The organism is Bradyrhizobium sp. AUGA SZCCT0160 (assembly GCF_018130105.1).
Classification (GTDB): domain Bacteria; phylum Pseudomonadota; class Alphaproteobacteria; order Rhizobiales; family Xanthobacteraceae; genus Bradyrhizobium.
On record NZ_JAFCMD010000003.1, the window covers coordinates 177448 to 200574 of the forward strand.

Below are 23127 nucleotides of genomic sequence, written 5' to 3' on the forward strand. Positions count from 1 at the left end.
CGCGAAGCGCGGCGGGTGGGGGTCTATCCACTCGGAAGAGCCTGTCGTGTGGAGAGACCCCCACCCCAGCCCTTCCCCGCAAGCGGGAGAGGGAGCGCAGCGGTGCAAGGATTCGAACTGAGAACCCAATGGACCTGATCGCCGGCCATATCAGCCACCGCTTCGGTACGCTGGACGTGCTCGACAACGTCTCGTTCACCGTGCGTGCCGGCGAAGTGGTGGCGATCGTCGGGCCCTCCGGCTGCGGCAAGAGCACGCTGCTGTCGATCCTCGGCGGGCTGCTGCGGCCGAGCGGAGGCCAGGCCGAACTGCGCGGCGCGCCGCCGGCGGGCAGCCTCAACCCGCTGACCTTCGTGTTCCAGGATTTTGCGCTGCTGCCGTGGTGCACGGTGGAAGAAAATGTGGAGTTTCCGCTGGTGCACACGGCGCTCGGGATAAGCGAGCGCCGTGCCGTGATCGACAACGCGCTGCGCCGCACGGGGCTCACCGATTTTCGCGGCGCCTACCCGAAGCAATTGTCCGGCGGCATGCGCCAGCGTGTCGGCATTGCGCGCGCGCTCGCAGTGCGTCCGGCGATCCTGCTGATGGACGAGCCGCTCTCGGCGCTGGATTCGCAGACCCGCGAACTGCTGATGGAGGATTTTATCCGCCTGCTCGCCGACGGTTCGATGGGCGCGGTCTACGTGACGCATAATCTCGAAGAAGCCGTTCGCCTTGCCGACCGCATCGTGGTGCTGTCGCGCCGTCCCGGCCGCGTCCGCGAGGTCGTGACCATCCCGATGACGCGCGACGAGCGCGGCGATATCAATGCCCGCGGAAAACTGCTCGCGATACAAAATGATCTGTGGTCGCTGATCCGTGAGGAGGCGATCGACGCCGAGCGTGAGGTCCAGCATGCTTGACCGCGCGCCGCAGGGAACGCAGGACGAGATCACGCCGCGGCCGGTGGCGTTTCGCGGCGCCGGCTTTACGCCAAGCGCCGGCCGCTATTCCGGCTGGATCGCGCTTATCCTGGTGATTGCGTTCTGGCAGCTCGCCGGCAGCGCCGGCTGGGTCAATGCTCTGTTCCTGCCACCCCCCTCGGCGATCGCGGTTGCGATCTACAAGCTCGCGCTATCGGGCGCGCTCTGGCAGCATCTGTCCTGGTCGGTGATGCGGATCGGATCGGGCTGGATCCTCGGCACGGCTGCCGGCGTCATCGTCGGTTTCGGGATCGGGCTGTCGACGCTGGCGCGCGGTGTCGGCATCACCTTCATCTCGGCGCTGTTTCCGATTCCGAAGATCGCGCTGCTGCCGCTGCTGATCCTGTGGCTCGGGATCGGCGAGGAGCCGAAGATCGCGACCATCGCGCTCGGCGTGTTCTTCTCCACCGCGATCTCGGTCTATAGCGGCGTCGACGCGGTGCCGCGCAATCTGATCCGGATGGCGCAGAGTTTTAACGTGCCGTTCCACCTGATCGTGCGCCGCGTGATCTGGCCGGGCGCGCTGCCCTCGATCCTCGCGGGTTTTCGCATCACGGCGTCGGTCGCGCTGCTGCTGGTGGTGAGTGCGGAAATGATCGGCGCCCAATACGGCATCGGCGCCTTCGTGCTGCAGGCCGGCAATCTGATGCAGACCGATCAGCTGCTGGCCGGCGTTGTGATCCTGTCGGTGTTCGGGCTGGTGGTGGGGAAGGGGATTAATTTGCTGGAGGCAAGGCTGCTGCACTGGCGGTGATGTGCGTCGGCGTGAGCGAGCCAAAATTGGCGCGACAAACAACACCGTCGTCCCGGCCTTGAGCCGGGACCCATACCGCGTGATCTATCGATGGCCCGAGGTAGCTAACGCTGTTCGCAAAATGAGCGTCGGTGGTTATGGGTCCCGGCTCAAGGCCGGGACGACAGCGGTGGTTGCCTCACGCATTCCCGCGGTCTTCGCGGAACAGATCGAGCTTCTGCTGCACCGGACGGTCGGAGAAGCTGAACAGCACCGAATCGACATCGGCTTCGTGGGTGACCCATTGCCAGCTCGGCACCACGAACAGATCGCGGGCGCCCCACTCAAACGTCTGATCGCCGACCCGCGTGCGGCCCTTGCCCTCGATCGCGGCGAACACGGTCGCGTCGGTGGAGCGATAGCGCGCTGTCTTAAAACCCTTCGGCAGCATCTGGATGAAAGTACCGATGGTCGGCATCGCGAATTCGCCGGTTTCGGGGTTGGAGAATTTCAGCTTCAGCCCGTGGCAGGCGTCCCACTCATTGCGGATCTTGGCCTGCTCCAGCGCCTCGCGGGTGTAGCTGTAGGGATAGTTGAAGATCGGTGATGTCTTCGACTTTCGCTTCTCGTCGACGGGGAGGAGGTTGCGTCCGTAGCGGGCAAAGCTGTCGCCGGAAGGCCGCGTGATCTTCTGCTGGTCCTCGTTCGAGCCTTCGGCAAAGGACGCATCGAAGAACTGCACCATCGGAATGTCGAGCCCGTCGAGCCAGAACATCGGCTCGGAGGTTTCGTTGGAATGATCATGCCAGGTCATCGATGGCGTGATGACGAAATCGCCGGGCTCCATCAGCGTCTTCTCGCCGTCGACCGCGGTTGCCGCCCCCTTGCCCTCGAGCACGAAACGCAACGCCGACTGGCTGTGGCGGTGCGCCGGGGCGACGTCGCCGGGGACCACCATCTGCACGCCGGCAAACAGCGAGGTCGTGATCTTCGACTGGCCGCGCAGGCCCGGATTTTCCAGCACCAGCACCCGCCGCTCGGCTTCCTTGGCGGTGATCAGCTTGCCGGCCTCGGTCATGTAGTCGCGGATCTGGTCGAACTTCCACAGATGCGGCCGGCAGGCGCTGCGCGGCTCCGGTGTGATCAGATCGCCCATCACGTTCCAGAGTGCGGAGAGGTTCTCGCCGTCGATCTTCTTGTAGAACGCCTCGCGTTCCGGGGTCTTCTGCACGGCTTCCATAGATAGCCTCCCGTTATTCTTGTCCGTCCATTTATTGACAGCATACTTACAATATGGGTAGCGTCAATGACGGCGTAGACCGCAACGATAGATTTACGGGGAGGTTCCGATGAAGCTGCACGGCTATTTCCGCAGTGCCGCGGCCTACCGGGTCAGGATCGCCTTGAATCTGAAGGGGCTGCGACCCGAACATTTGCCGCATCACCTTCGCAAGGGCGAACAATGCGCGCCGGCCTATCTCGCCATCAACCCGCAGGGGCTCGTGCCCGCACTGGAGGACGACGCCGGCGCCGTACTCACGCAATCGTTGGCGATCATTGAATGGCTGGATGAAACCTATCCCGAACCGGCGCTGCTGCCCGGCGATGCGCTGGGTCGCGCAAAAGTTCGCGCCTTCGCCATGGCGCTGGCCTGTGACACCCACCCGGTGCAGAACCTGAAAGTGTTGAACCGGCTTCGGCAACTCGGTTTACCCGAGGAAAAGGTGACGGAGTGGGCGGCCTGGGTCAACCGCGAGGGACTGACGGCTTGCGAAGCACTGGCCACCGGCGAAAAGGGGCCATTCTGTTTCGGTGCAACGCCGACGATCGCCGATCTCTGCCTGGTGCCGCAACTCGGCAACGCGCGGCGCTTCGGGGTGGATGTCTCGGTCTTCCCGCGCCTGCTCAAGGCTGAAGCCGCGGCGAAGGAAATCAAGGCGTTCGCCGACGCCGCACCGGACAAGCAGCCCGATGCCGAGTAAGCCCACGCCCATCACCATGGACGCCGTCTATGCGGCGCCGGGCTATTTGTTTCGGCGCATGCAGCAGATCGCGGTCGCGATCTTTGTCGAGGAATGCAAGGCCTTCGACCTGACGCCGGTGCAATATGCCGCGCTGGTTTCGATCCACACCCATCCCGGCATCGACGCGACGCGGCTGTCGGCGGTGATCGCGTTCGACCGCTCGACGCTCGGCAATGTGATCGAGCGGCTGGAGGCAAAGGCCTTTATCGAGCGCAGAGCCGGCCGCGAGGACAAGAGGGTAAAATTGCTCTATCTGACCAAAGCGGGTGCCGCCACGCTGCGCGAGATCATGCCATCGGTCGAGCGGGCGCAGGCGCGGATGCTGCAGCCGCTGAAGGCCGCCGACCGCAAGGTGTTGCTGACGCTGATGACGCAACTCGTCGATCTCAACAACGAGGCCTCGCGCGTGCCGCTGCGCGCCGAGGACGCGCTCGAGCATCTGGGTAAATCGGGTTGAGGCGGCCGGACAACTAGTTATTGTCGTCCCGGCCTTGAGCCGGGACCCTTAACCACCGGCAGGAATTATCTTGCACGCTGGTCGTTATCTTTTCTTTCCAGCAACGCGGGCCGCGGCGTATGGGTCCCGGCTCAAGGCCGGGACGACACGGAGTATGTCCTACATCCTCAACAGCGCCTGCCGGTCGATCTTGCCTGTTCCGGTCTTCGGCAGTTCATCGATGAATCGTACCTCGCGCGGGTATTTGTAAGGCAACAGCTTTGCCTTGACGAAATCCTGCAGCCGCTTGGTGGCATCGCCCGCGTCGAAGCCGCCCTGGTTCATCACCACCACCGCCTTCAGCGTCATGCGCCGGTCCGGCAGCTCGGCAGCGAAGACGGCGCATTCACGGACGTCGGGGTGCTCGGCAAGGCAGAGCTCGACTTCGAGCGGATAGACCCACTGGCCGGAAATCTTGATCAGGTCGTCGGCGCGGCCGCGGAAGAAATGGAAGCCGTCGGCATCGCGGACAAAACGGTCGCCGGTGTAGATCCAGCCGCCCTCGCGGATCGTCTCCGCTGATTTGTCCGGCCGGTTCCAGTACAGCGGCGTATTGGAATCGCCGCGCACCCACATGATCCCTTCCTCGTTGTCGCCGACGTCGCGTCCTTCCTTGTCCCGGAGCGCGATTTCATAACCGGGGACACGCAGCCCCGCCGCGCCGAGCTTCTTGTGATCGGGCCGGTTGGAAAGGTAGATGTGCAGTGCCTCGGTCGAACCCAGGCCCTCGATGATCTCGAGCCCGGTCAGCGTCTTCCAGCCGTTGAACACTTCACCCGACAGCACCTCGGCGGCGGACAGCGCCATCCGTAGCGACGAGAAGTCGGCTGCCGCCGCGCCATCGGCCTTGGTCAATGACGTATAAAGCGTCGGCAATCCGAAAAACACGCTCGGACGGTAGCGCCCGATCGCCTCGAAGATAGCGGCGGGCTTCGGCTGGCCGGGCAATAATAGCGTGGCGGCGCCGACCGAGAACGGGAAGGTGATGGAATTGCCGAAGCCGTAGGCGAAGAAAATCTTCGGCACCGAGAAGCAGATATCGTCGGGGGCGAGCTTGAGCACGCTACGTGCGAACGCGGCTTCGCTGTAGGCCATGTCGTGCTGCAGATGTACGATGCCTTTGGGCCGCCCGGTCGAGCCGGACGAGTACATCCAGAACGCCATCTCGTTGCGGTGCGTGTCGGCCTCCGCGAGTTCGGTTGGGAAGGCCTTCAGCCAGGTATCGGCGGCAAGCGTCTTCGGCACGGCGTGCTCGCCGGCGGTGCCGTTGACCACGATCAACGTGTGCAGTGGCGTGTCCTTGCAGGCGACCACGTCGAATCGGGAAGTGAACTCGGCATCGGTCACCGCGACAGCGGCGCCGGCGTCCGAGAGATAAAACTGCAGCAGGTCCGGCGGCGTCAGGGTGTTGATCAACAGCGGCACGAAGCCGGAGCGGACCGCGCCGAAGAAGGCGGCCGGGTAAGCCGGCGTATCGTCGAGGAACAACAGGATGCGGTTGCCGCGCTTCAGCCCCAGCGACTGGAAGCCGTGACCCCATTGCGAGGCCTCGCGGCACAGCTCGGCATAGCTGCGTGTGCCGGCGGGTCCGGTCAGCGCCAGGCGTTCACCGCGGCCGTGCACGAGGTTGTCGAACAGGATGCGGCTGGCGTTGTAGCGCTCCGGGATCGCGAAACCGATTTCGCGCGCGCCGGGATTTTCCAGAGGTACCTGATCGTCGATCATCATGACCGGCTCCGGCTGTTCTTTGCTGCTTCATAGCGCGCCATGAAGGCCGGCGACATCGCGCGCAGGCGCGCATCGTCGATCCGTCCGGAGCGGGTGATGTAGCTGTAGGCAAAATCCATCAGATCGAGCTTCATGTGTTCGGGGAAATGTTCGTACCAGTCGGCGCTGGTGCGCGCCGCCGTCACCAGTTTCTTCACGATCGGCTTGCGTTCGCTCTGGTAGCGGGCAAGGCCCGCCGGAATGTCCGCTTCCGCCTCCAGCGCCTTGGTCAGCGCGATGGCGTCCTCGATCGCCAGCCTTGTTCCCGAGCCGATCGAGAAATGCGCCGAATGCAGGGCATCGCCGATCAGCACCATGTTGCCGTGCGACCAGTTCTCGTTCCAGATCCAGGGAAAATTGCGCCATACCGATTTGTTCGACACCAGCGAATGGCCGTCGAGCGCGTCGGCAAAGACCTGTTCGCAGATAGCCTGCGATTGTTCGATGGTCTTGTGCTCGAAACCATAGGCCTGCCAGGTCGCCGCGTCGCATTCGACCAGGAAGGTGCTCATGGCGGGCGCATAACGGTAGTGATGCGCGTTGAAAGACCCGAGATCGGTCTTCACGAAGGTCTGCGACAGCGTGGCAAAACGTTTGCTGGTGCCATACCAGGCAAATTTGTTGGTCGAATGCGAGACCGAGGCGTCGAATTCCTTCTCAAAGTTGCGGCGCACCAGTGAGTTCAGCCCGTCGGCGGCGACGATCAGGTCATAACCCCTGAGTTCGTCCAGCGACTGGATGATGGTGTCGTATCGCGGCGTGATGCCGGCGGCGCGCACGCGCTGCTGCAGGATAGTCAGCAATTCGAGCCGCCCGATCGAGGAGAAGCCGACGCCGTCGATCTCGACGCTCTCACCCGGCAAATTGAGCGTGATGTTCTTCCAGCTTTCCATCCGCGGCGTGATCGCATCGACCGTCTCGGGGTCGTCGGCACGCAAAAATTCCAGCGCCTGTTCGGAGAACACGACACCAAAACCCCAGGTTGCGCCTTCGGGATTCTGCTCGAACAGGTCGATCTCTGCGTCCGGATGACGCCGCTTCCAGAGATAGGCGAAGTAGAGACCGCCGGGGCCTCCGCCGATGACGGCGATGCGCACAGGTTCCCTCCCTGATTGACAGTATACTTACTATTTGAGGCACCCTAAACCGGACCGGGGAATGACGCTACCAAAAAAATTGCCAAAACGGGCCAGGCGGATGCTTGTCTGGGTGCAACCCGGGACTGGAACGTGATGAGCCGAGATTTAATACCACCACTCGCTCCGTATCGCGTCATCCTGAGGTGCGCGCTCTTGTGCGCCTCGAAGGATGAGAAGCGCCCGTAACCCATCCTTCGAGGCTCGCTTTGCTCGCACCTCAGAATGACGTGTGCCGATTCGATTCAATAGTGCCAGCAGGCTCCTCCGCCAGCATTTGCCGGCGGCGATAGATCGAATCTTCCAGCCGATGCGCCATTGAAACCAGCGTCGAAATATCCTGCGCGTTCTCGCTTCTGATCGCGCTCGCCATCTCGGCATCCAGCGCCTGGTCGACCTGGTTTTCGATCTCGCTCAGTTCGGCCTCGCCCTTCACTTCCCTGATCCGCCGCGGCAGGGCGAACAGGCTGCGCAACGTCGTCTCGGCCGGTTCCTGCCGGCCGCCAAGAAACCGCCACGCGGTTGCGAAGATCGAGGCCAGCGCGCCCAGCACCATCGGCGTCAGGTAAATCCAGTTGCCGTATTTATCCATGAAGCTCTGCTGGGTCCCGTTGTAGTAGGCAGCCGCCCCCGGATGGACCGGGATGTAGGCGCCGGGGTCGGTATCGGGTGCCGTCAGCCCGGCCAGCAGCGGCTGGTCGCGCACGAGATCGTTGCGGGCGGTGACCAGCGCCTGTGTCAGCGTCGTGATCGTGTCCGGGTCGATCTTCTTGTTGGCCACCAGATAAGTCGCGACGCGGAGCGTGGTCGAATCGGCGTCCGGCACCGGCGGATTGCCGCGCAGCGTGCCTTGCGGAATATCGAAGCTTTCATAGGCGCCTTCGACATCGGCGATGGCGCCGGCCGATTCCACCGGGATCAATGCGGGGAAGGAGTTATGCCCGCCCCGGAAGAAGCGCCTCACCAGGGAGATATACTTTTCGCTGAGTGGGACGACCAGCACGAACGCGCTCGCCGCTTTCGACTGTATCGCGCCCGGCGTATCCGCCGGCGCCATGTTCTTGAAGATCACCTTGTCGCCGAGGTCGTATTCCGCTTTCAGGGCCTCGACGATCTTCTGATTGATCTCGCCACCGACGACGCCGACGGTGTGGCCCTTCATCTTCTCGATGCTGGTCACCTGCGATCCCGGCAGGGCCAGGATCATCAGGACCGATTTGGTGATCAGCGCCACGCTCCGCGCCAGCGAGAGATCGCCGAGATCGGCGCGCACGATGGCAAGGTCGGTCTTTCCCTCGGCAAAGATTTTTGCGGAATCGAGCACGTTGTCGGTCGGAACGATCTTCAAACGGACCGCGGATTTGGTGGCTTCCAGCCGGGCGGCGATGACGGACGCGACCTTGGCAGCTTCACCGTCGAACGACCCCACCGCGACGCTCAGCACCGTCGGCCTGTCGTAGAAGCGATAGGCGATGAGGCCGGCGCCGAGGACAACGCCGGCAAGGCCCGCCAGCAGGAACGCCCGGGCCCAGAATGGCAATGCGATTGAATAATTCCTCATTCCGGATTCACAGCCATTGAACTTCGAAGCGTCCAATGCTGGCACATCATGCGCGATCCGGCAAAACAGGGAATGGCAAGTGCCGGCCGTGGCGACGCCAATGACGGTAGCCGCGGCCGGCAAGTCCAGATGTCTTCAATTCTGAGCCGGATCAGCTTCGATCAGGTGCAGCGGCGAACCTTCACGCCGTTCACGATCACGGTGCGGCACACGACCGCCGGCTTTGGCTTTTTGACGACGACCGCGCCTCGAGGTCCCGCACAGCCGGCGCGAACGACGCCGTCTGCGCAGACAGCCGCGTTGGCATCGGTCGACTCGAAGGTCATGGCAGTGCCGATGGCGAGCAAGGCGGCGGCAAGGAGCAGAAAAGCACGCATGTTGTTCTCCCTGGATTTATCTTGGTTGGTGTTCAGGTTTCTTCTGGAAGGTGCTGCGGATGCGTCTCAGGCCGCGCGTCTATTTCTTCTCCGCCGCCTGCAATACTTTCTTGCAAGCAGGTGTGAGCTTGTCGCTTTCCTTGGAGAGGCAGGCGATGATCCGCCCGCCGCCCGGGGTGACGCTCTTGCAGTATTTTTCGAAGTCGCCCATGCAGGCGTCGCGTTGCGCGGCAGTCAGCTCCTGCGCGAACGCTTGCGACGCAATCAACAAGGTGGATGCAGTCAGGATGGCACGTAGCATCTGTTTTTCCTCCTCGCGTTGGTTGATGATTGTTGTTCTCAAAGCGTCAGCCAGGCCGCCTGCTTGCTTCTCGATCTCGCTGTATTGAAGCTCCCTTTTTGTTGCGAAATCAGGAGAACCCATGGCGGAGATCAGAGCCGGATGGCTTTCATTCCGTGCCGATCATGTCGAGCCGGCTTCCAAGAAAATATTTCTGCACGTCGAAAAATTGATCATCGGAACGTTGATCGTATCGGCAGGGCAAAGGTCAATTGGCACACCGCGTGTCAGATCGCGATGACGATTTGTTATGTCGCGCGATCCGTGAGGTTGGTTCAATTGATCCTCGCGTTTCGTGGCGATTAGCGCGCCACAACCCTGCATCGAATGGCAGGACGTGTATCATTTGGACGTGAATGTGTCACCCATTGCAGCCTAATTCCAGGGCAGTCGATGATAAAATTAGGAGCAGTTCGAGGCATTGCCTGATGATTGAGCATCGGGCAGGGTCCCGCACTGCGAAGGGGATCCGAAGACATCGGCCAAACTGACCCGCCGGTGTTGCGATGCACAGGGGACAATAGGATGCTGATCAAGAAATCGATGCTTGCCGCGGCTTTCGCGCTCGTCACCGCCGCGCTGACCACGCCGGCACATGCCGACGCGCTGGACTCGATCATGGCGGCCAAGGTCATCAAGGTTGCAGTGCCGCAGGATTTTGCGCCGTTCGGCTCCGCCGGGCTCGATCTCAAGCCGCAGGGCTACGACATCGACATGGCCAACCTGATCGGCAAGGCGCTCGGGGTGAAGGTCGAGATCATCGCCGTCACCAGCGCCAACCGGATTCCCTATCTGCAGACCAAGAAGGCCGACATCGTCATTTCCAGCCTCGGCAAGAATGCCGAGCGCGAGAAGGTGATCGACTTTTCCGTCGCCTACGCGCCGTTCTTCTCCGGCGTGTTCGGTACCAAGGAAATCAAGGTGGCATCGGCCGACGAGCTCAAGGGCAAGACGATCGGCGCCACCCGCGGTGCCATCGAGGAGCAGGAGCTGACCAAGCTCGCGCCGGCTGACACCACCATCAAGCGTTTCGAGGATAACAACGCCACCATTGCCGCCTTCGTATCCGGACAGGTCGACCTGATTGCGACCGGCAATACGGTCGCCGCCGCCATTGCCGAGAAGGTCCCGGCCCGGGCGCCCGCGCTCAAATTCGTGATCAAGGACAGCCCGTGCTTCATCGGGCTCAACAAGGAAGAGCCGAAGCTGCTGGCCAAGCTCAACGAGATCATCGCGCAGGCCAAGACGTCCGGCGACATCGCCAAACTGTCCGAGAAGTGGCTGAAGGCGCCCTTGCCGCCGGGCTTTTGACCTGGTCGCGGGGGCCGGCCCGTCATGAACTACAAGCTTCAATTCAGTGAATTGCTGCCCCACTGGGATGTGCTGCTGTGGGGGTTGCTGTTCACCGTCGTACTCACGGTCGTCTCGACCGTCGCCGGTATCGCCGTCGGCACCGCCGGCGCATCGGCGCGCACCTTCGGGCCGAAATGGCTGGGCAGCCTGGTTGCGGCCTATGTCGAGGTGATCCGCAACACGCCGTTCATCGTGCAGTTGTTCTTTATCTTCTTCGGCCTGCCGGCCGCCGGGCTGAAGCTCAGTGAATCGACCGCGGCATTCCTCGCCATGACCGTCAACCTCGGCGCCTATTCGACCGAGATCATCCGCGCCGGCATCGAGGCGGTGCCGAAAGGCCATATCGAGGCCGGTATCAGCCTTGCCATGACCAAATGGGAAGTGCTGCGCCACATCGTCCTCAAGCAGGCGTTCGAGAAGATCTATCCGGCGCTGTCGTCGCAGATCATCATCGTCATGCTGGGCTCGGCGGTGGTGTCGCAGATCTCGGCGCAGGACCTGACCTACGCCGCCAACCTCATCGCATCGCGCAATTTCCGCAACTTCGAGGTCTATCTGCTGGTGGCCTTGGCCTATCTCTCGCTCGCCATGCTGACGCGTTCGCTGCTGCGCGGCCTCGGCCGCATCCTGTTCAAGGCGAAGTGAGCATGTTGCAGTTCAGCCTCTGGGACATCCTGTCGAACCTCCTGATCGCCACACAGTGGACCATCGTGCTGTCGCTGATCGCCTTTGTCTGCGGCGGCGTTGTCGGGTTGATCTTGCTGTTCATGCGGACCTCCCGGATCCCGGTGCTGGAATGGTCCACCAAGATCTACATCGAGCTGTTCCAGGGTACGCCGCTGCTGATGCAGCTGTTTCTGTTCTTCTTCGGCATCGCGCTGTTCGGCGTCGAGGTGAGCCCGTGGATGGCCGCGACCCTGGCGCTGACGTTCTGGACCAGCGCCTTTCTCGCCGAGATCTGGCGTGGCTGCGTCGAGTCGATTCCGAAGGGGCAGTGGGAAGCCTCTTCCAGCCTCGCCATGAGCTACATCGAGCAGATGCGTTACGTCATCCTGCCGCAGGCCTCGCGCATCGCGGTGGCGCCAACCGTCGGCTTCTCGGTGCAGGTGGTCAAAGGTACGGCGCTGGCTTCGATCATCGGCTTCGTCGAGCTGACCAAGGCCGGCACCATGCTCAACAATGCGACCTTCCGCCCGTTCGTGGTCTACTCGCTGGTCGCGCTGATTTATTTCTGCCTGTGTTTCCCGCTGTCCTGGTGGGCGAAAAAAATCGAGAACCGCCTCAATGTCGCTCGTTAGCATTCGTGACGTCAGAAAGAGTTTTGGTCCGAACGAGGTGCTGAAGGGCGTCTCGCTCGAGGTCGCCAAGGGCGACGTGGTCGCCATCATCGGCCGCTCCGGATCGGGCAAGAGTACGCTGCTCCGCTGCATCAACGGCCTGGAGACCTATCAGTCCGGCGCGATCATCGCCGACAGCATCGAGGTCGGCGGCTCCACCACCAATCTGCGCGAACTGCGCCGCCATGTCGGCATGGTGTTCCAGCAGTTCAATCTGTTTCCGCATCTGACCGCCGCCGAGAACGTGATGCTGGCGCCGACCGTCGTCAACAAGGTGGCTTCCAAGGAAGCGCGTGCCATTGCGGCCGAGGTGCTGGCGAAGGTCGGGCTGTCCGAGAAGATGGATGCCTATCCGAACCAGCTCTCCGGCGGCCAGCAGCAGCGTGTCGCGATCGCACGTTCGCTGGCGATGCGGCCAAAAGTGCTGCTATGCGATGAAATCACTTCGGCGCTCGACCCGGAACTGGTCAACGAGGTGCTGCGCGTGGTCGAGCAGTTGGCGCGAGAAGGCATGACGCTGATCCTGGTCACGCACGAAATGCGTTTCGCCCGCGACGTCGGCACCAAGCTCGTCTTCATGCACCACGGCAAGGTGCATGAAGAGGGCGTTCCGAAAGAGGTGTTTGCCGCACCGCGGACGCCGGAATTGCAGCAGTTCGTCGGTACCGTCGCGCACGCGTAGTCCGATCGCGCCGTTTTCACGGCGCGAACCGGGTAGCGCGGCCTGCTACTGCGCCTTGAACTGGGCCAGCACGTCCTGGCAAGCCGGCGACAGCCTGCCCGCGTTGGTCGCGAGACACTGCACGATACGGCCGCCACCCGGTGCCACGCCGCCGCAGATCGTGCGGACATCGGCGCCGCAAGCCGAGCGCAGCACGAGCAGTTCTTCGCGCGGCCGCAGCGGCCGCAGCACGATCACGGTGGGTGCGGCCGCGCCTGCCGCTGCCGGAGCCGCCGCCGCGGCAGGAGCGGCGCCGGCCGCCGGTGCGGCGCCACCGCCGACAGCCGCCGTGACCGCCTTCTCGCAAGCCGGCGAAAGTTTTGCCTTGTTCTTGTCCAGGCATTGCAGCGCCGGCGCACCGCCGGTCGGCACGCCGGCGCAGACTTTTGGATAGTCGGAGCGGCAGGCGCTGCGGACCGCGGAAATCTGCGCGCTGGACGGCTGCCCCGCGGCTGCGGCCGCGGGCTTGGCGTCAGCCTTGGAATCAGCCTTGGAATCTGTCTTGGGCGCCGCGGTCGTGGTGGCAGGCTTTGCGCCGGCCGCGGTCGGAGCGGATTCGGGCTTGGCCGCGGGCGCGGCGGCAGCCGGCGCTGCCACGGCGCGCACCGCGCTTTGACAGCTCGATGATAGGCTCGACATGTTCTTCTGCAGGCATTGCAGCGAAGCTTCGCCGCCCGGCGGAATGCTGGAGCAATGCGCGATATAATCCGACCGGCATTGGGTCTTGATCGCGTCGCGCTGCGCCTGGCTCGGCGCCTGTGCAAAAGCTGGTGCTGCACTTGCGAATATCACTGCCGTCATCAACGCCCCGAGCGTTGCCGCACGTGTCAACGTGTTGAACATTTGAATAAATCCTTTTGTCGTCGCTGGAGTCGCCGCTTCAACAGAAGTGAAATCATGAACGAGAAAGCGAAGAAAATTTCGCGCGCGGCATCATTTTCGGTTTCCGGTTCCCCTGCAAGTGGATTGTTGCTATTTTTATGGGATGGTCGAACGCCATAATTTGAATAGAACGCCCTTTGCAAGAACAAACGTATTGAGGCACGCAAATGAAGTCTGAGCGTTCGCTGGCATGCAGCAGAGCACATGACACCTTCAGACAGAGAGGCGCCATTGCGTGTCGCGCGGTCGTCGCCATTGCCGCATTCGGCGTCTTAAGTGCCTGCGAACAGAATACTTTTGTACCGCCGCCGCCGCCGAAAGTTGAGGTCGCCGTGCCGGTGCAGCGCAGCATCACTCGCTATCTGGAGGCGACCGGCAACACCGCGCCGATCAAGAACGTCGATCTGGTCGCGCGCGTACAGGGCTTCCTGCAATCGATCAACTACAAGGACGGCACTTTCGTGAAAGAAGGCACCACGCTGTTCACGATCGAGCCGGAAACCTACAAATTGAAGCTCGATCAGGCGCAGGCCGCGGAAACCGGCATGCAGGCGTCGATGAAGCAGGCCGAAGCCGATTTCAAACGGCAGTCGGAGCTGGTGCAACGACAGGCGGTCTCGCAGGCCACGCTCGATACTTCAACGGCGGCGCGCGAGAACGCGCAGGCGAATCTGCAGCAGGCCCAGGTCAACACCAGGATTGCGGCCGTGAACTACGGCTATACCAACGTCACGGCGCCGTTCGACGGCATCGTCAGCGCGCATCTGGTGTCGGTCGGCGAACTGGTCGGCGTCTCGTCGCCGACGCAGCTTGCCAACATCGTGGCGCTCGATCCGATCTATGTGAACTTCAACGTCAACGAACAGGATGTGCAGCGGATCCGGGAAGAGGCAAGGCGGCGGGGCATAACCGTCGAGGAAATCCGCCAGTTGCCGGTCGAGGTCGGATTGCAGACCGAGAGCGGCTTTCCGCACAAGGGCAAGCTCGACTACGTCTCGCCGACCCTCAATCAATCAACCGGCACGCTCGCGGTGCGCGGCCTATTGCCGAATCCCGATCGGGCGTTGCTGCCGGGATTCTTCGTCCGGGTCCGCGTGCCCTTTGACGAGCAGTCGAATGCGCTGCTGGTGCCCGATGTCGCGCTCGGCAGCGACCAGGCCGGCCGCTACGTGCTGGTTGTCAACGGCGAGAACGTGGTCGAACAGCGCAAGGTACAAACCGGGCCGCTCGAGGGCGCTTTGCGCGTCATCGAAGGCGGCTTGAAGGGCGACGATCGCGTCGTCACCGCCGGGCTGCTCCGCGCGATCCCCGGTCAGAAGGTCGACCCGCAGATCAAGAAAATCGAAGCGTCGCCGGCACCAACCAAATAGGGACCGGCCATGATTTCGAAATTCTTCATCGAGCGGCCCGTCCTTTCCAACGTCATCGCGATCCTGATGATCCTGATCGGCGGGGTGTGCCTGTTTCGCCTCGCGGTGGCGCAATACCCCGATGTGGTGCCGCCGACGGTGCAGGTGACGACGCGCTATCCCGGCGCCAGCGCCAAGACCGTGATCGATACCGTGGCGCTGCCGATCGAGCAGCAGGTCAACGGCGTCGAGGACATGCTGTACATGCAGTCCTACAGCGGCGCCGACGGCACCTATTCGCTGACGGTGACGTTCAAGATCGGCACCGACCTCAACTTCGCGCAGGTGCTGGTGCAAAACCGGGTGTCGAGCGCACTGGCGCAGCTGCCGCAGTCGGTGCAGAACCAGGGCGTCACCGTGCAGAAGAAGTCGACGGCGGTCCTGCTGTTCGTGACGCTGACGTCGCCGAATGCGACTTATGACAGCCTGTTCCTGAGCAATTACGCTACCATCAACATCAGAGACGAGCTGTCGCGGCTGCCCGGCGTCGGCAACGTCACGGTGTTCGGCGCTGGCCAGTATTCGATGCGGGTCTGGCTCGATCCGAACAAGCTGCAGGTCCGCAACCTGATGCCGCAGGATGTCGTCACGTCAATCCAGCAGCAGAGCCAGCAGGTCACGGCAGGGCAGGTCGGCGCCCCGCCGGCGCCTTCGGGTCAGGCGTTCCAGTACACGCTGAACGTCAGCGGGCGGCTCAGCGACAAGAGCGAGTTCGAGGACATCATCGTCAAGACCGGCAGCAACGGCGATGTCACCCGCGTCCGCGACGTCGGCTGGGTCGAACTCGGCTCCCAGACCTACAGCCAGGCGTTCTCGCTCAACAACAAGCCCGCCACCGGCATCGGCGTGTTCCAGTCGCCCGGCGCCAACGCGCTCGAGGTCGAGAAGGCCGTCAGGGAAAAGATGACGGTGCTCGCCAAGGCGTTTCCGCAGGACGTGAAACATGACACGCCGTTCGACACCACGAAATTCGTCTCGGAATCGATCAAGGAGGTCTACAAGACGCTGATCGAGGCGGGCTTCCTCGTCCTGATCGTGATCCTGATCTTCCTGCAGGACTGGCGGGCGATGCTGGTGCCCGCGACGACAGTGCCGGTGACGATCATCGGCGCCTTTGCTGCGATGGCGGCGCTCGGCTTCACCGTCAACATCTCGACCCTGTTCGCGATCGTGCTGGCAATCGGCATCGTGGTCGATGACGCCATCGTCGTGGTCGAGGGCGCCGCGCATAATATCGAGAAGGGCATGTCCGGCCATGACGCCGCGATATCGGCGATGGACGCGCTGTTCGCGCCGATCGTCGGCATCACGCTGGTGCTGATCTCGGTGTTCCTGCCGTCGGCCTTCTTGCCGGGATTGACGGGGCGAATGTATTCGCAATTCGCGCTGGTGATTGCGGCGACCGCGCTGCTCAGCGCCATCAATGCCGCGACGCTGAAGCCGACCCAATGCGCGCTGTGGCTGCGCCGACCGGCGCCGCCGGAACAGCGCAATTTCTTCTACCGCGGCTTCAACGCGGTCTACGACCGGCTCGAGCGCGGCTATGCCCGGCTGATCGGCCGCCTGGTCGCGCACAGCAACGTCTCGGTGATCGCAGCGCTCATCCTGATCTGTGGCGCCGGCTATGGCCTGTCGCGGGTGCCGACCGGGTTTATTCCCATTGAAGATCAGGGCTATCTCCTGGTCGCCGTGCAACTGCCCGACGGGGCCTCGCTCGACCGCACCCAGCAAGTGCTTACCCGCGTCAGCGACATCGCCGGCAAGCACCCCGGCGTCGATCAGGTCATCAGCATTTCCGGCATCTCGGCGCTGGATAGTTCGTCGAGCCTGGCCAATGCCGGCGTCGCCTACCTGATTTTGAAGGAGTGGAGCGCGCGCGGCGAGGGCGAGGATCTGCGCTCGCTGTTCGTCGGCCTGAACGAGAAGATGTCTGCGATCGAGGAGGCGCGAATCCTGGTGATCCCGCCGCCGCCGATCCAGGGCATCGGCAACGCCGCCGGTTTTGCGATGCAGGTTCAACTGCGCGACGGCAATGCCGACTACGGCAAACTGCAGGCGATTGCCGGCGCCATCGTCTCCAACGCGCAGACGCAGAGCGCGCTGCAGCGCGTCAGCTCGTCGTTCCGCTCGATGGTGCCGCAATTCGACGTCGAGGTCGACCGGGTCAAGACCCAGACCCTGCATGTCACGACCGACCAGATCTTCTCGACGCTGTCGTCCTACATGGGTTCGACCTACGTCAACCAGTTCAACAAGTTCGGCCGCACCTTCCAGGTCTATGCCCAGGCGGATGCGCAGTATCGCCTGAGCTTGCGCGACATGGCGAACATGATGGTGCGCAACAGCAATGGCGACATGATCCCGCTCGGCACGGTCGCCAAGATCACGCCCTCGGTCGGCCCCTCGCTGATCAGCCTGTACAATCTCTATCCGTCCGCAAGCATCATCGGCCTGCCCGCCACGGGCTACAGCTCGGGCCAGTCGATGAAACTGATGGAGGAGATCGCCGAAAAGACCCTGCCGCAGGGTACCGGCTTTGAATGGACGGCGATGTCGTACCAGGAGAAGGTCGTCGGCGGCCAGATCTACTGGGCGTTCGGGCTCGCGCTGCTATTGGTCTATCTCGTGCTGGCCGGACAGTATGAAAGCTGGTTCGCGCCGATCTCGGTGATATTAGCGGTGCCGTTGTCGCTGCTCGGTCCGATGATCGTGCTGACGGGGCTGCGGATCGAGAACAACCTCTATACCCAGATCGGCATCATCCTGCTGATCGCGCTGTCGGCGAAGAACGCCATTCTGATTGTCGAGGTCGCGCTCGAACTTCATGTGCGCGACCGCAAGCCGCTGCTGGAATCCGCGGTTGAGGCGGCGCGAGCCCGGTTCCGCCCGATCCTGATGACCTCGTTTGCCTTCATCCTCGGCGTGGTGCCGCTGGTGCTGGCGACCGGCGCCGGCGCCAACGCCCGCAAATCGATCGGCATCACCGTGTTCTCGGGCATGCTGGCCTCGACCTGTCTCGCGGTGCTGTTCGTGCCGACGTTCTTTGTCGTGGTGCAGCGGTTCGAGAACTGGCTCAGTGAGCGGAAGCGGAAGAAAGCGGGCGCGCAGGTGGCGCCGGGTGCGCGTTAGACTCACGGTGTCGTCCCGGCCTTGAGCCGGGACCCATACGCCGCAGCCTATCGGCGAGAACGCTGGCGTTAGATACCTTCCGTAACAATAACCGCCGCGGCGTATGGGTCCCCGCGTTCGCGGGGACGACGGTTGATGGAGTTGCGCCTACACCTTCACCATCCGCTTGCCGCGGTTCTCGCCGGCCAACAGTCCGATCAGCGCCTGCGGCGTGTTTTCCAGGCCGTTGATGACGTCTTCCTGCACCTTCAATTTGCCGGAAGCGACCCAGGACTGCAGGTCCTTCAGGGCCTGGTCGCGCTCGTTCATGTAGTCCATCACGATGAAGCCCTGCATGATCAGGCGCTTCACCACGATCAGGCCGGGCACCCCGCGCGGGCCGGTCGCCGACGGCACGCCGTCATATTGCGAGATCGCGCCGCAGCAGGAGATGCGGCCGCGGTTGTTCATCAGCGCGATGCAGGCCTCCAGAATGTCGCCGCCGACATTGTCGAAATAGACGTCGATGCCCTTCGGCGCCGCCGCCCGCAGCGCCTTGTAGGTCGCGCCGTCCTTGTAATCGACCGCGGCGTCGAAGCCGAGTTCAGAGGTGAGCCAGTTGCATTTGTCCTTGCCGCCGGCGATGCCGACGACGTGGCAGCCTTTTATCTTCGCAATCTGGCCGACGATCGAGCCGACCGAGCCGGCCGCCGCCGAGACCACGACGGTTTCGCCTTCCCTGGGCTTGCCGACATGGAGCAGGCCGAAATAGGCGGTGAGGCCGGCGATGCCGTAGACGCTGAGCAGATGCGTCATCGGATCCATCCGCGGCATCTTGGTCAAATGCTTTGCGGGCACCGCCGCGTAATCCTGCCAGCCGGTGTCGCCGAACACGATGTCACCCGGGGCTAGGCCGGGAGCTTTCGAGGACACGACCTCCGCGATGCCGCCGCCGGCCATCACGGTGTTGGCTTCGACCGCGGCGCGATAGGTGGCGCCGTGCATCCATGCGCGGTTGGCGGCGTCGAGCGAAATATAGCGCGCCCGCACCAGCACCTCGCCGTCCTTCGGCTCCGGCACTGCACCCTCCGACATCTTGAAATGCTCGGGTCCGAGCTTGCCGGTCGGCTTTTCCACCAGCAGGATCTGGCGATTGACGGTGGCGTTCATGGCGTTTTCTCCCTCGGCTTGATCGTTCTTGATGTTGATCGCATATCAGGCGGCCAATTGCACTCGCCGTGTTGCGTCTCCCTCCAGACCTGCAAAAATACAGGCTCAGAAGAATTTCAAATCCTGCGCGCGGCCACCGCGGGCGATTGTGGCGTATTCGATTGCCAGGAACAGTCCGCCCGCGACATATAGTTTGCGCTTCTGCGACGCCGCCAACGCACCGGCCAGCCGCACCGCGTCCTCGATCGTGGACGCGACCTGAATATCCGCCGCGGGATTGGCGAGCCGGGCTGCGGCCGCGATGTCGTGCGGCTTGGCGCCCTTGTGGTACGCCGCCGTGCAGATGATCGTGTCGAAGGCCGGCGCCAGGCTGCCTACGATCTCGCCGGCCTTCTTGTCGCCGGACGCGCCGGTGACGAGAATCCAGCCATCGGCGCCGTGGATCGCCTTGAGACTTGCGAGCGATTGCCGGATGCCGTCGGGGGTATGGCCGACATCGATCACCGTCAACGGGTCCTGCGCGATGATTTCGAGGCGGCCGGGCCATTGCGTTTCGCGCAGGCCCGCGCGGATGGCCTGCTCTGCCCGCTCCGGCGGCTGGCGCGGCTGCGCACCCTGCGACCAGAGCAGGAACAGCGTGACGGCGATCGCGGCATTGTTGAACTGAACCGTGCCGAGCAGGCGCATCTCGAGGTCGCGATAGTGGTGATGGCCGAACCGGTAATCGAACCGCTGTCCGGACGGGGACGCGGACTCGCCGTCGATGCCGATCCCGTCGCGGACGAACAGCGAGGTGACCCCGCGATGGCGATTATATTCGAGCAGATGCCGCCGCAGGCCCCGGCAATTCTCGCCATAGATGATGGTGCCGCCACCGGCGCAGGCGTCGCTCTTGTCGGAAGCGATCAGCTCCAGCGTATTGCCGAGCAACTCGACGTGTTCGAAATCGACCGACGTCACGCAGGTTTCGCGTGCGCCGACCAGGCGGACCGGATCGTAGCGGCCGCCGATGCCGGCCTCGAACACCGTGAATTCGCAATCGTTTTCCTGGAAATGCAGGCAGGCGAGGGCGAACAACGCTTCGAACGCGCCGAACTGTTCGCCGCGCTGCTGCGAGATTTCGGCGATGGCGGTCTCAACCCTTTGCTTGCACCGGGCGAAATCATCATCGCCGATCTCGGCATCATCGATCCGGATGCGTTCGTTGAAGCGCAGCAAGTGAGGGGAAGTAAAAAGACCGGTTCGCAGGCCACAGGCGCGGCCGATCGCGGCGCACACCGCAGCCGTGCTGCCTTTGCCGTTCGAGCCGGTCACCACGACCGAGTTTCGCTGCAGCCGCGCGCGATCGATCTTGAGCGCGTCGAGCAATTCGGCCAGGCGCGCGAGGCAGATGCCGTCGCCGTATTTTGGCAGGTCAAACACCGAGCAGTCCCATCGCGTGAAACGTGTGCTGCCAGATCTTCAGGATCAGATCGCCGCGGCCGGATTCTTCCAACAGCCTAATCGACGGGTTGGAGTTGACTTCGATCACCGTCATGGCGCCGGGATCGCCGCCGATGCCCACGAACAGATCGACGGCCGCGACACGAAGCCCAAGTGCGCTTGCGGCTTTTTTCGCCAGCGTAACCGCTGCTTCGGAAGGCGCAGTTTCGAGCACCATCGTTCCGCCCGCGCTCAGATTCATCCGCCCGGGAATGTCGCGGCGCTCGCCTTGCGGCAGCACGGCGTCGAGCGAGGGGTCGCGCTCCCCGGGGGAGGCCGGCGAGAGACCGCGGGCGCGAAGGGCATCGTTATGGGCGGTAAATAATTCGCGCAACGTGTGCACGCCGTCGCCGCGGACGAAGGGCGGATTTTTGCGCGCGCAATACAGCGCGTCGTCGTCGAGCAGAAAGACCCTGTACTCGGTGCCCTCGACGATCGGCTGGATCAGCACCGCGTCGTAATATTTCGCGACGTCGTCGAGATATCCAATGAGCGCAGCTTCGCCGTGAATCCTTTGCGCGAAATCGCCGCGCGATCCCGTCAGCGGCTTGACGAAGGCGGATGCGCCCAATTCGCGAAAGTGTGTCAACGCGTCCTCGCGCTCATGCCCTGGGGGGCGATGTGCGCGATAGCGTTCATGGAGGAAGAAGTACTTGCTGCTAATCGTCGATATCCCGGCCTCTTCAAGAACTTTGCCGGTGAAGTATTTATCGGACGCCAGCGTCGAGGCGGTGGCATTGTTCTGCGGATACCACGAGCAGCGGCCGGCGCCGAAATGCAGCGATTTGTTCGGCGAAGCGACGCTGAAGAGCAGCCCGGAGCCGCCGTCGAGGTCGCGAAAGGCGAGCCCGAATTCAGCGCAGGCGAATTCGGCATAGATCGACTGGTCCGGATAAAAGCCCGGTTTACCTTGTCGAAATTCTTTCACGCTTCGCATGCGGTCTCTTTTGACGCGTTCTAAAATTCGCGTAGCAATTTATTGCCAGATCGGCGTCAATTTCAGCAAGTTAATTGCGTGTGAGATCTCCATTAACGAAGACCAATCGAACCTTTCCGCAAAATAAACCGACTGCCATTCCGAGTTCTCAATTGTGCGCCAATTGATCTTGACTATCTCTGACATTGGCGCAATTGAAACGTCAAATCGCCAATGATTTCGGGGGTTTTTAGCTCTTTGAGCCCCGAAAAACCGGCAAGAAACTGATTTGTTCTACACCAAGACGTCAGGAAAAACGAAAACACATGAGCGCGTTCTATAGAGAGAAAGTTCTTTCTGTCCGTCATTGGACCGATACGCTTTTCAGCTTCACCGCCACCCGCGATTCCGGCTTCCGTTTCCAGAATGGGCAGTTCGCGATGATCGGCCTCGAGGTCGAGGGCCGTCCGCTGCTGCGCGCCTACAGCATGGCGAGCGCCAATCACGAGGAGGAACTCGAGTTCTTCTCGATCAAGGTTGCGGACGGGCCGCTGACCTCGAAGCTGCAGAAGATCCGCGAAGGCGACACCATCCTGGTCGGCCGCAAGGCGACGGGCACGCTGATCACCGACAATTTGATTCCGGGCAAGCGCCTGCTGCTGCTGTCGACCGGCACCGGCCTCGCGCCGTTCGCCAGCCTGATCAAGGATCCCGACGTTTATGAGCGCTATGAAACCATCGTGCTGGTTCATGGCTGCCGGCAGGTTTCCGAACTTGCCTATGGCGAGGAACTGGTCGCGAAGCTGCGCGACGATGAATTGTTCGGGCCGCTGTTGTCCGAGAAACTGCTGTATTATCCGACCGTGACCCGCGAGCCGTTCCGCAACCGCGGCCGCATCACCGACCTGATCACCTCGGAACAGCTTTTCAACGACATCCACCAGCCGCCGCTCGATATCGCGACCGACCGCATCATGATGTGCGGCAGCCCCGGCATGCTGGAAGAGCTGCGCCAGCTGTTCGAGACCCGCGACTTCCTCGAAGGCAGCCACAGCCAGCCCGGTCACTTCGTGATCGAAAAGGCGTTCGTGGAACGCTAACGATGTCGTCCCGGCCTTGAGCCGGGACCCATAGCCACCGGCGGCAATTGGTCTGCACGCTGGTTGTTATCTTCTTTTTCCAACAACGCGGGCCGCGGCGTATGGGTCCCCCGATGCGCAATTGCGCATCTGAGCTCGAGGCCGGGACGACGTGGGGAAAGAGCGTCGCTCTCCCAGTAGCCCATCCCATTCCCCCGCTGCTATAACCCTCCCAACGCCATGCGGCCTGTGCCGACGCGGCGATCAGGGAGCC

General features: G+C 62.8%; 21 protein-coding genes. 11 read left to right on the plus strand and 10 right to left on the minus strand.

Going from position 1 to position 23127, the window contains the following annotated elements; translation table 11 throughout:
• Window positions 1-128: 128 nt before the first annotated feature.
• Window positions 129-902, plus strand: coding sequence for an ABC transporter ATP-binding protein (locus JQ558_RS06945; protein ID WP_212293202.1), 774 nt, complete (start codon window positions 129-131; stop codon window positions 900-902).
• The gene (locus tag JQ558_RS06950; RefSeq protein ID WP_212209721.1) at window positions 895-1716 is read left to right on the plus strand and encodes an ABC transporter permease; all 822 of its coding nucleotides are present in this window, start codon (window positions 895-897) and stop codon (window positions 1714-1716) included. Before JQ558_RS06945 ends, JQ558_RS06950 begins: the two co-directional genes overlap by 8 nt.
• A gap of 178 nt (window positions 1717-1894) precedes the next feature.
• On the opposite strand, the gene gtdA is transcribed toward JQ558_RS06950, so the two are convergent.
• Window positions 1895-2935, minus strand: a complete 1041-nt coding sequence (gene gtdA, locus JQ558_RS06955) for a gentisate 1,2-dioxygenase (RefSeq protein WP_212209720.1) — start codon at window positions 2933-2935, stop codon at window positions 1895-1897.
• A 109-nt stretch (window positions 2936-3044) separates the two neighbouring features.
• On the opposite strand from gtdA, the gene maiA reads away from it, so the two are divergent.
• Entirely contained in the window at window positions 3045-3677 is a 633-nt protein-coding gene (gene maiA, locus JQ558_RS06960) for a maleylacetoacetate isomerase (protein WP_212209719.1), read from the plus strand.
• Window positions 3667-4176 (plus strand): MarR family winged helix-turn-helix transcriptional regulator, encoded by a 510-nt coding sequence (locus tag JQ558_RS06965; protein ID WP_212209718.1) that lies wholly within the window; start codon window positions 3667-3669, stop codon window positions 4174-4176. The genes maiA and JQ558_RS06965 overlap by 11 nt, the downstream gene beginning before the upstream one ends.
• Before the next feature lie 159 nt (window positions 4177-4335).
• On the opposite strand, the gene JQ558_RS06970 is transcribed toward JQ558_RS06965, so the two are convergent.
• The 5 genes from JQ558_RS06970 to JQ558_RS37140 all read right to left on the minus strand — a co-directional run bounded on the left by JQ558_RS06970 (window position 4336) and on the right by JQ558_RS37140 (window position 9480).
• The gene (locus tag JQ558_RS06970; RefSeq protein WP_212293203.1) at window positions 4336-5943 is read right to left on the minus strand and encodes a benzoate-CoA ligase family protein; all 1608 of its coding nucleotides are present in this window, start codon (window positions 5941-5943) and stop codon (window positions 4336-4338) included.
• Window positions 5940-7079 (minus strand): FAD-dependent monooxygenase, encoded by a 1140-nt coding sequence (locus tag JQ558_RS06975; RefSeq protein WP_212293204.1) that lies wholly within the window; start codon window positions 7077-7079, stop codon window positions 5940-5942. The genes JQ558_RS06970 and JQ558_RS06975 overlap by 4 nt, the downstream gene beginning before the upstream one ends.
• 259 nt (window positions 7080-7338) lie before the next feature.
• Window positions 7339-8679, minus strand: a complete 1341-nt coding sequence (locus tag JQ558_RS06980; protein ID WP_249142371.1) for a TAXI family TRAP transporter solute-binding subunit — start codon at window positions 8677-8679, stop codon at window positions 7339-7341.
• A gap of 161 nt (window positions 8680-8840) precedes the next feature.
• The gene (locus tag JQ558_RS06985; protein ID WP_212209714.1) at window positions 8841-9056 is read right to left on the minus strand and encodes a hypothetical protein; all 216 of its coding nucleotides are present in this window, start codon (window positions 9054-9056) and stop codon (window positions 8841-8843) included.
• A gap of 79 nt (window positions 9057-9135) precedes the next feature.
• A complete protein-coding gene (locus JQ558_RS37140; RefSeq protein WP_249119139.1) occupies window positions 9136-9480 on the minus strand; it encodes a cysteine rich repeat-containing protein in 345 nt (114 codons plus the stop codon).
• A 459-nt stretch (window positions 9481-9939) separates the two neighbouring features.
• Here JQ558_RS37140 and JQ558_RS06995 point away from each other — a divergent pair, with 459 nt between their 5' ends.
• The 4 genes from JQ558_RS06995 to JQ558_RS07010 are packed head-to-tail and all read left to right on the plus strand — an operon-like array spanning window position 9940 to window position 12768.
• Window positions 9940-10707, plus strand: coding sequence for a transporter substrate-binding domain-containing protein (locus tag JQ558_RS06995; protein WP_249128379.1), 768 nt, complete (start codon window positions 9940-9942; stop codon window positions 10705-10707).
• Window positions 10708-10731: 24 nt separating this feature from the next.
• Entirely contained in the window at window positions 10732-11394 is a 663-nt protein-coding gene (locus JQ558_RS07000) for an amino acid ABC transporter permease (RefSeq protein ID WP_212293205.1), read from the plus strand.
• A gap of 2 nt (window positions 11395-11396) precedes the next feature.
• Window positions 11397-12047 (plus strand): amino acid ABC transporter permease, encoded by a 651-nt coding sequence (locus JQ558_RS07005; protein WP_212275367.1) that lies wholly within the window; start codon window positions 11397-11399, stop codon window positions 12045-12047.
• Window positions 12034-12768, plus strand: a complete 735-nt coding sequence (locus tag JQ558_RS07010) for an amino acid ABC transporter ATP-binding protein (RefSeq protein ID WP_212209710.1) — start codon at window positions 12034-12036, stop codon at window positions 12766-12768. The genes JQ558_RS07005 and JQ558_RS07010 overlap by 14 nt, the downstream gene beginning before the upstream one ends.
• Window positions 12769-12813: 45 nt before the next feature.
• Here JQ558_RS07010 and JQ558_RS07015 read toward each other — a convergent pair whose 3' ends face one another.
• A complete protein-coding gene (locus JQ558_RS07015) occupies window positions 12814-13650 on the minus strand; it encodes a hypothetical protein (RefSeq protein WP_212293206.1) in 837 nt (278 codons plus the stop codon).
• Window positions 13651-13856: 206 nt separating this feature from the next.
• Here JQ558_RS07015 and JQ558_RS07020 point away from each other — a divergent pair, with 206 nt between their 5' ends.
• Complete coding sequence (locus tag JQ558_RS07020; protein WP_212293207.1) at window positions 13857-15059, plus strand: efflux RND transporter periplasmic adaptor subunit; 1203 nt, start codon at window positions 13857-13859, stop codon at window positions 15057-15059.
• A 9-nt stretch (window positions 15060-15068) separates the two neighbouring features.
• Window positions 15069-18227, plus strand: coding sequence for an efflux RND transporter permease subunit (locus JQ558_RS07025; protein ID WP_212293208.1), 3159 nt, complete (start codon window positions 15069-15071; stop codon window positions 18225-18227).
• A 147-nt stretch (window positions 18228-18374) separates the two neighbouring features.
• Here the strand turns inward: JQ558_RS07025 and JQ558_RS07030 are convergent, their stop codons facing one another.
• From JQ558_RS07030 to JQ558_RS07040, 3 genes are all read right to left on the minus strand, one after another.
• On the minus strand, window positions 18375-19376 hold the full coding sequence (locus JQ558_RS07030; RefSeq protein ID WP_212293209.1) for an NADP-dependent oxidoreductase: 1002 nt from the start codon (window positions 19374-19376) through the stop codon (window positions 18375-18377).
• A gap of 105 nt (window positions 19377-19481) precedes the next feature.
• Window positions 19482-20798, minus strand: a complete 1317-nt coding sequence (locus tag JQ558_RS07035; protein WP_212293210.1) for a glutamate ligase domain-containing protein — start codon at window positions 20796-20798, stop codon at window positions 19482-19484.
• On the minus strand, window positions 20791-21795 hold the full coding sequence (locus tag JQ558_RS07040) for a hypothetical protein (protein WP_212293211.1): 1005 nt from the start codon (window positions 21793-21795) through the stop codon (window positions 20791-20793). Before JQ558_RS07040 ends, JQ558_RS07035 begins: the two co-directional genes overlap by 8 nt.
• Before the next feature lie 305 nt (window positions 21796-22100).
• Here JQ558_RS07040 and JQ558_RS07045 point away from each other — a divergent pair, with 305 nt between their 5' ends.
• Complete coding sequence (locus JQ558_RS07045; RefSeq protein ID WP_212209703.1) at window positions 22101-22874, plus strand: ferredoxin--NADP reductase; 774 nt, start codon at window positions 22101-22103, stop codon at window positions 22872-22874.
• Window positions 22875-23127 lie beyond the last annotated feature (253 nt).

Bases quoted from the DNA above. Each gene is read 5' to 3' on its own strand.
- JQ558_RS06980 (WP_249142371.1), bottom strand. From the start codon at position 8,679: ATGAGGAATTATTCAATCGCATTGCCATTCTGGGCCCGGGCGTTCCTG.
- JQ558_RS06970 (WP_212293203.1), bottom strand. From the start codon at position 5,943: ATGATGATCGACGATCAGGTACCTCTGGAAAATCCCGGCGCGCGCGAA.
- JQ558_RS06995 (WP_249128379.1), top strand. From the start codon at position 9,940: ATGCTTGCCGCGGCTTTCGCGCTCGTCACCGCCGCGCTGACCACGCCG.
- JQ558_RS37140 (WP_249119139.1), bottom strand. From the start codon at position 9,480: ATGGGTTCTCCTGATTTCGCAACAAAAAGGGAGCTTCAATACAGCGAG.
- JQ558_RS07020 (WP_212293207.1), top strand. From the start codon at position 13,857: ATGAAGTCTGAGCGTTCGCTGGCATGCAGCAGAGCACATGACACCTTC.
- maiA (WP_212209719.1), top strand. From the start codon at position 3,045: ATGAAGCTGCACGGCTATTTCCGCAGTGCCGCGGCCTACCGGGTCAGG.
- JQ558_RS06950 (WP_212209721.1), top strand. From the start codon at position 895: ATGCTTGACCGCGCGCCGCAGGGAACGCAGGACGAGATCACGCCGCGG.
- JQ558_RS07000 (WP_212293205.1), top strand. From the start codon at position 10,732: ATGAACTACAAGCTTCAATTCAGTGAATTGCTGCCCCACTGGGATGTG.
- JQ558_RS07025 (WP_212293208.1), top strand. From the start codon at position 15,069: ATGATTTCGAAATTCTTCATCGAGCGGCCCGTCCTTTCCAACGTCATC.
- JQ558_RS07045 (WP_212209703.1), top strand. From the start codon at position 22,101: ATGAGCGCGTTCTATAGAGAGAAAGTTCTTTCTGTCCGTCATTGGACC.
- gtdA (WP_212209720.1), bottom strand. From the start codon at position 2,935: ATGGAAGCCGTGCAGAAGACCCCGGAACGCGAGGCGTTCTACAAGAAG.
- JQ558_RS07015 (WP_212293206.1), bottom strand. From the start codon at position 13,650: ATGTTCAACACGTTGACACGTGCGGCAACGCTCGGGGCGTTGATGACG.
- JQ558_RS06985 (WP_212209714.1), bottom strand. From the start codon at position 9,056: ATGCGTGCTTTTCTGCTCCTTGCCGCCGCCTTGCTCGCCATCGGCACT.
- JQ558_RS07040 (WP_212293211.1), bottom strand. From the start codon at position 21,795: ATGCGAAGCGTGAAAGAATTTCGACAAGGTAAACCGGGCTTTTATCCG.
- JQ558_RS06945 (WP_212293202.1), top strand. From the start codon at position 129: ATGGACCTGATCGCCGGCCATATCAGCCACCGCTTCGGTACGCTGGAC.
- JQ558_RS06965 (WP_212209718.1), top strand. From the start codon at position 3,667: ATGCCGAGTAAGCCCACGCCCATCACCATGGACGCCGTCTATGCGGCG.
- JQ558_RS07010 (WP_212209710.1), top strand. From the start codon at position 12,034: ATGTCGCTCGTTAGCATTCGTGACGTCAGAAAGAGTTTTGGTCCGAAC.
- JQ558_RS07005 (WP_212275367.1), top strand. From the start codon at position 11,397: ATGTTGCAGTTCAGCCTCTGGGACATCCTGTCGAACCTCCTGATCGCC.
- JQ558_RS07030 (WP_212293209.1), bottom strand. From the start codon at position 19,376: ATGAACGCCACCGTCAATCGCCAGATCCTGCTGGTGGAAAAGCCGACC.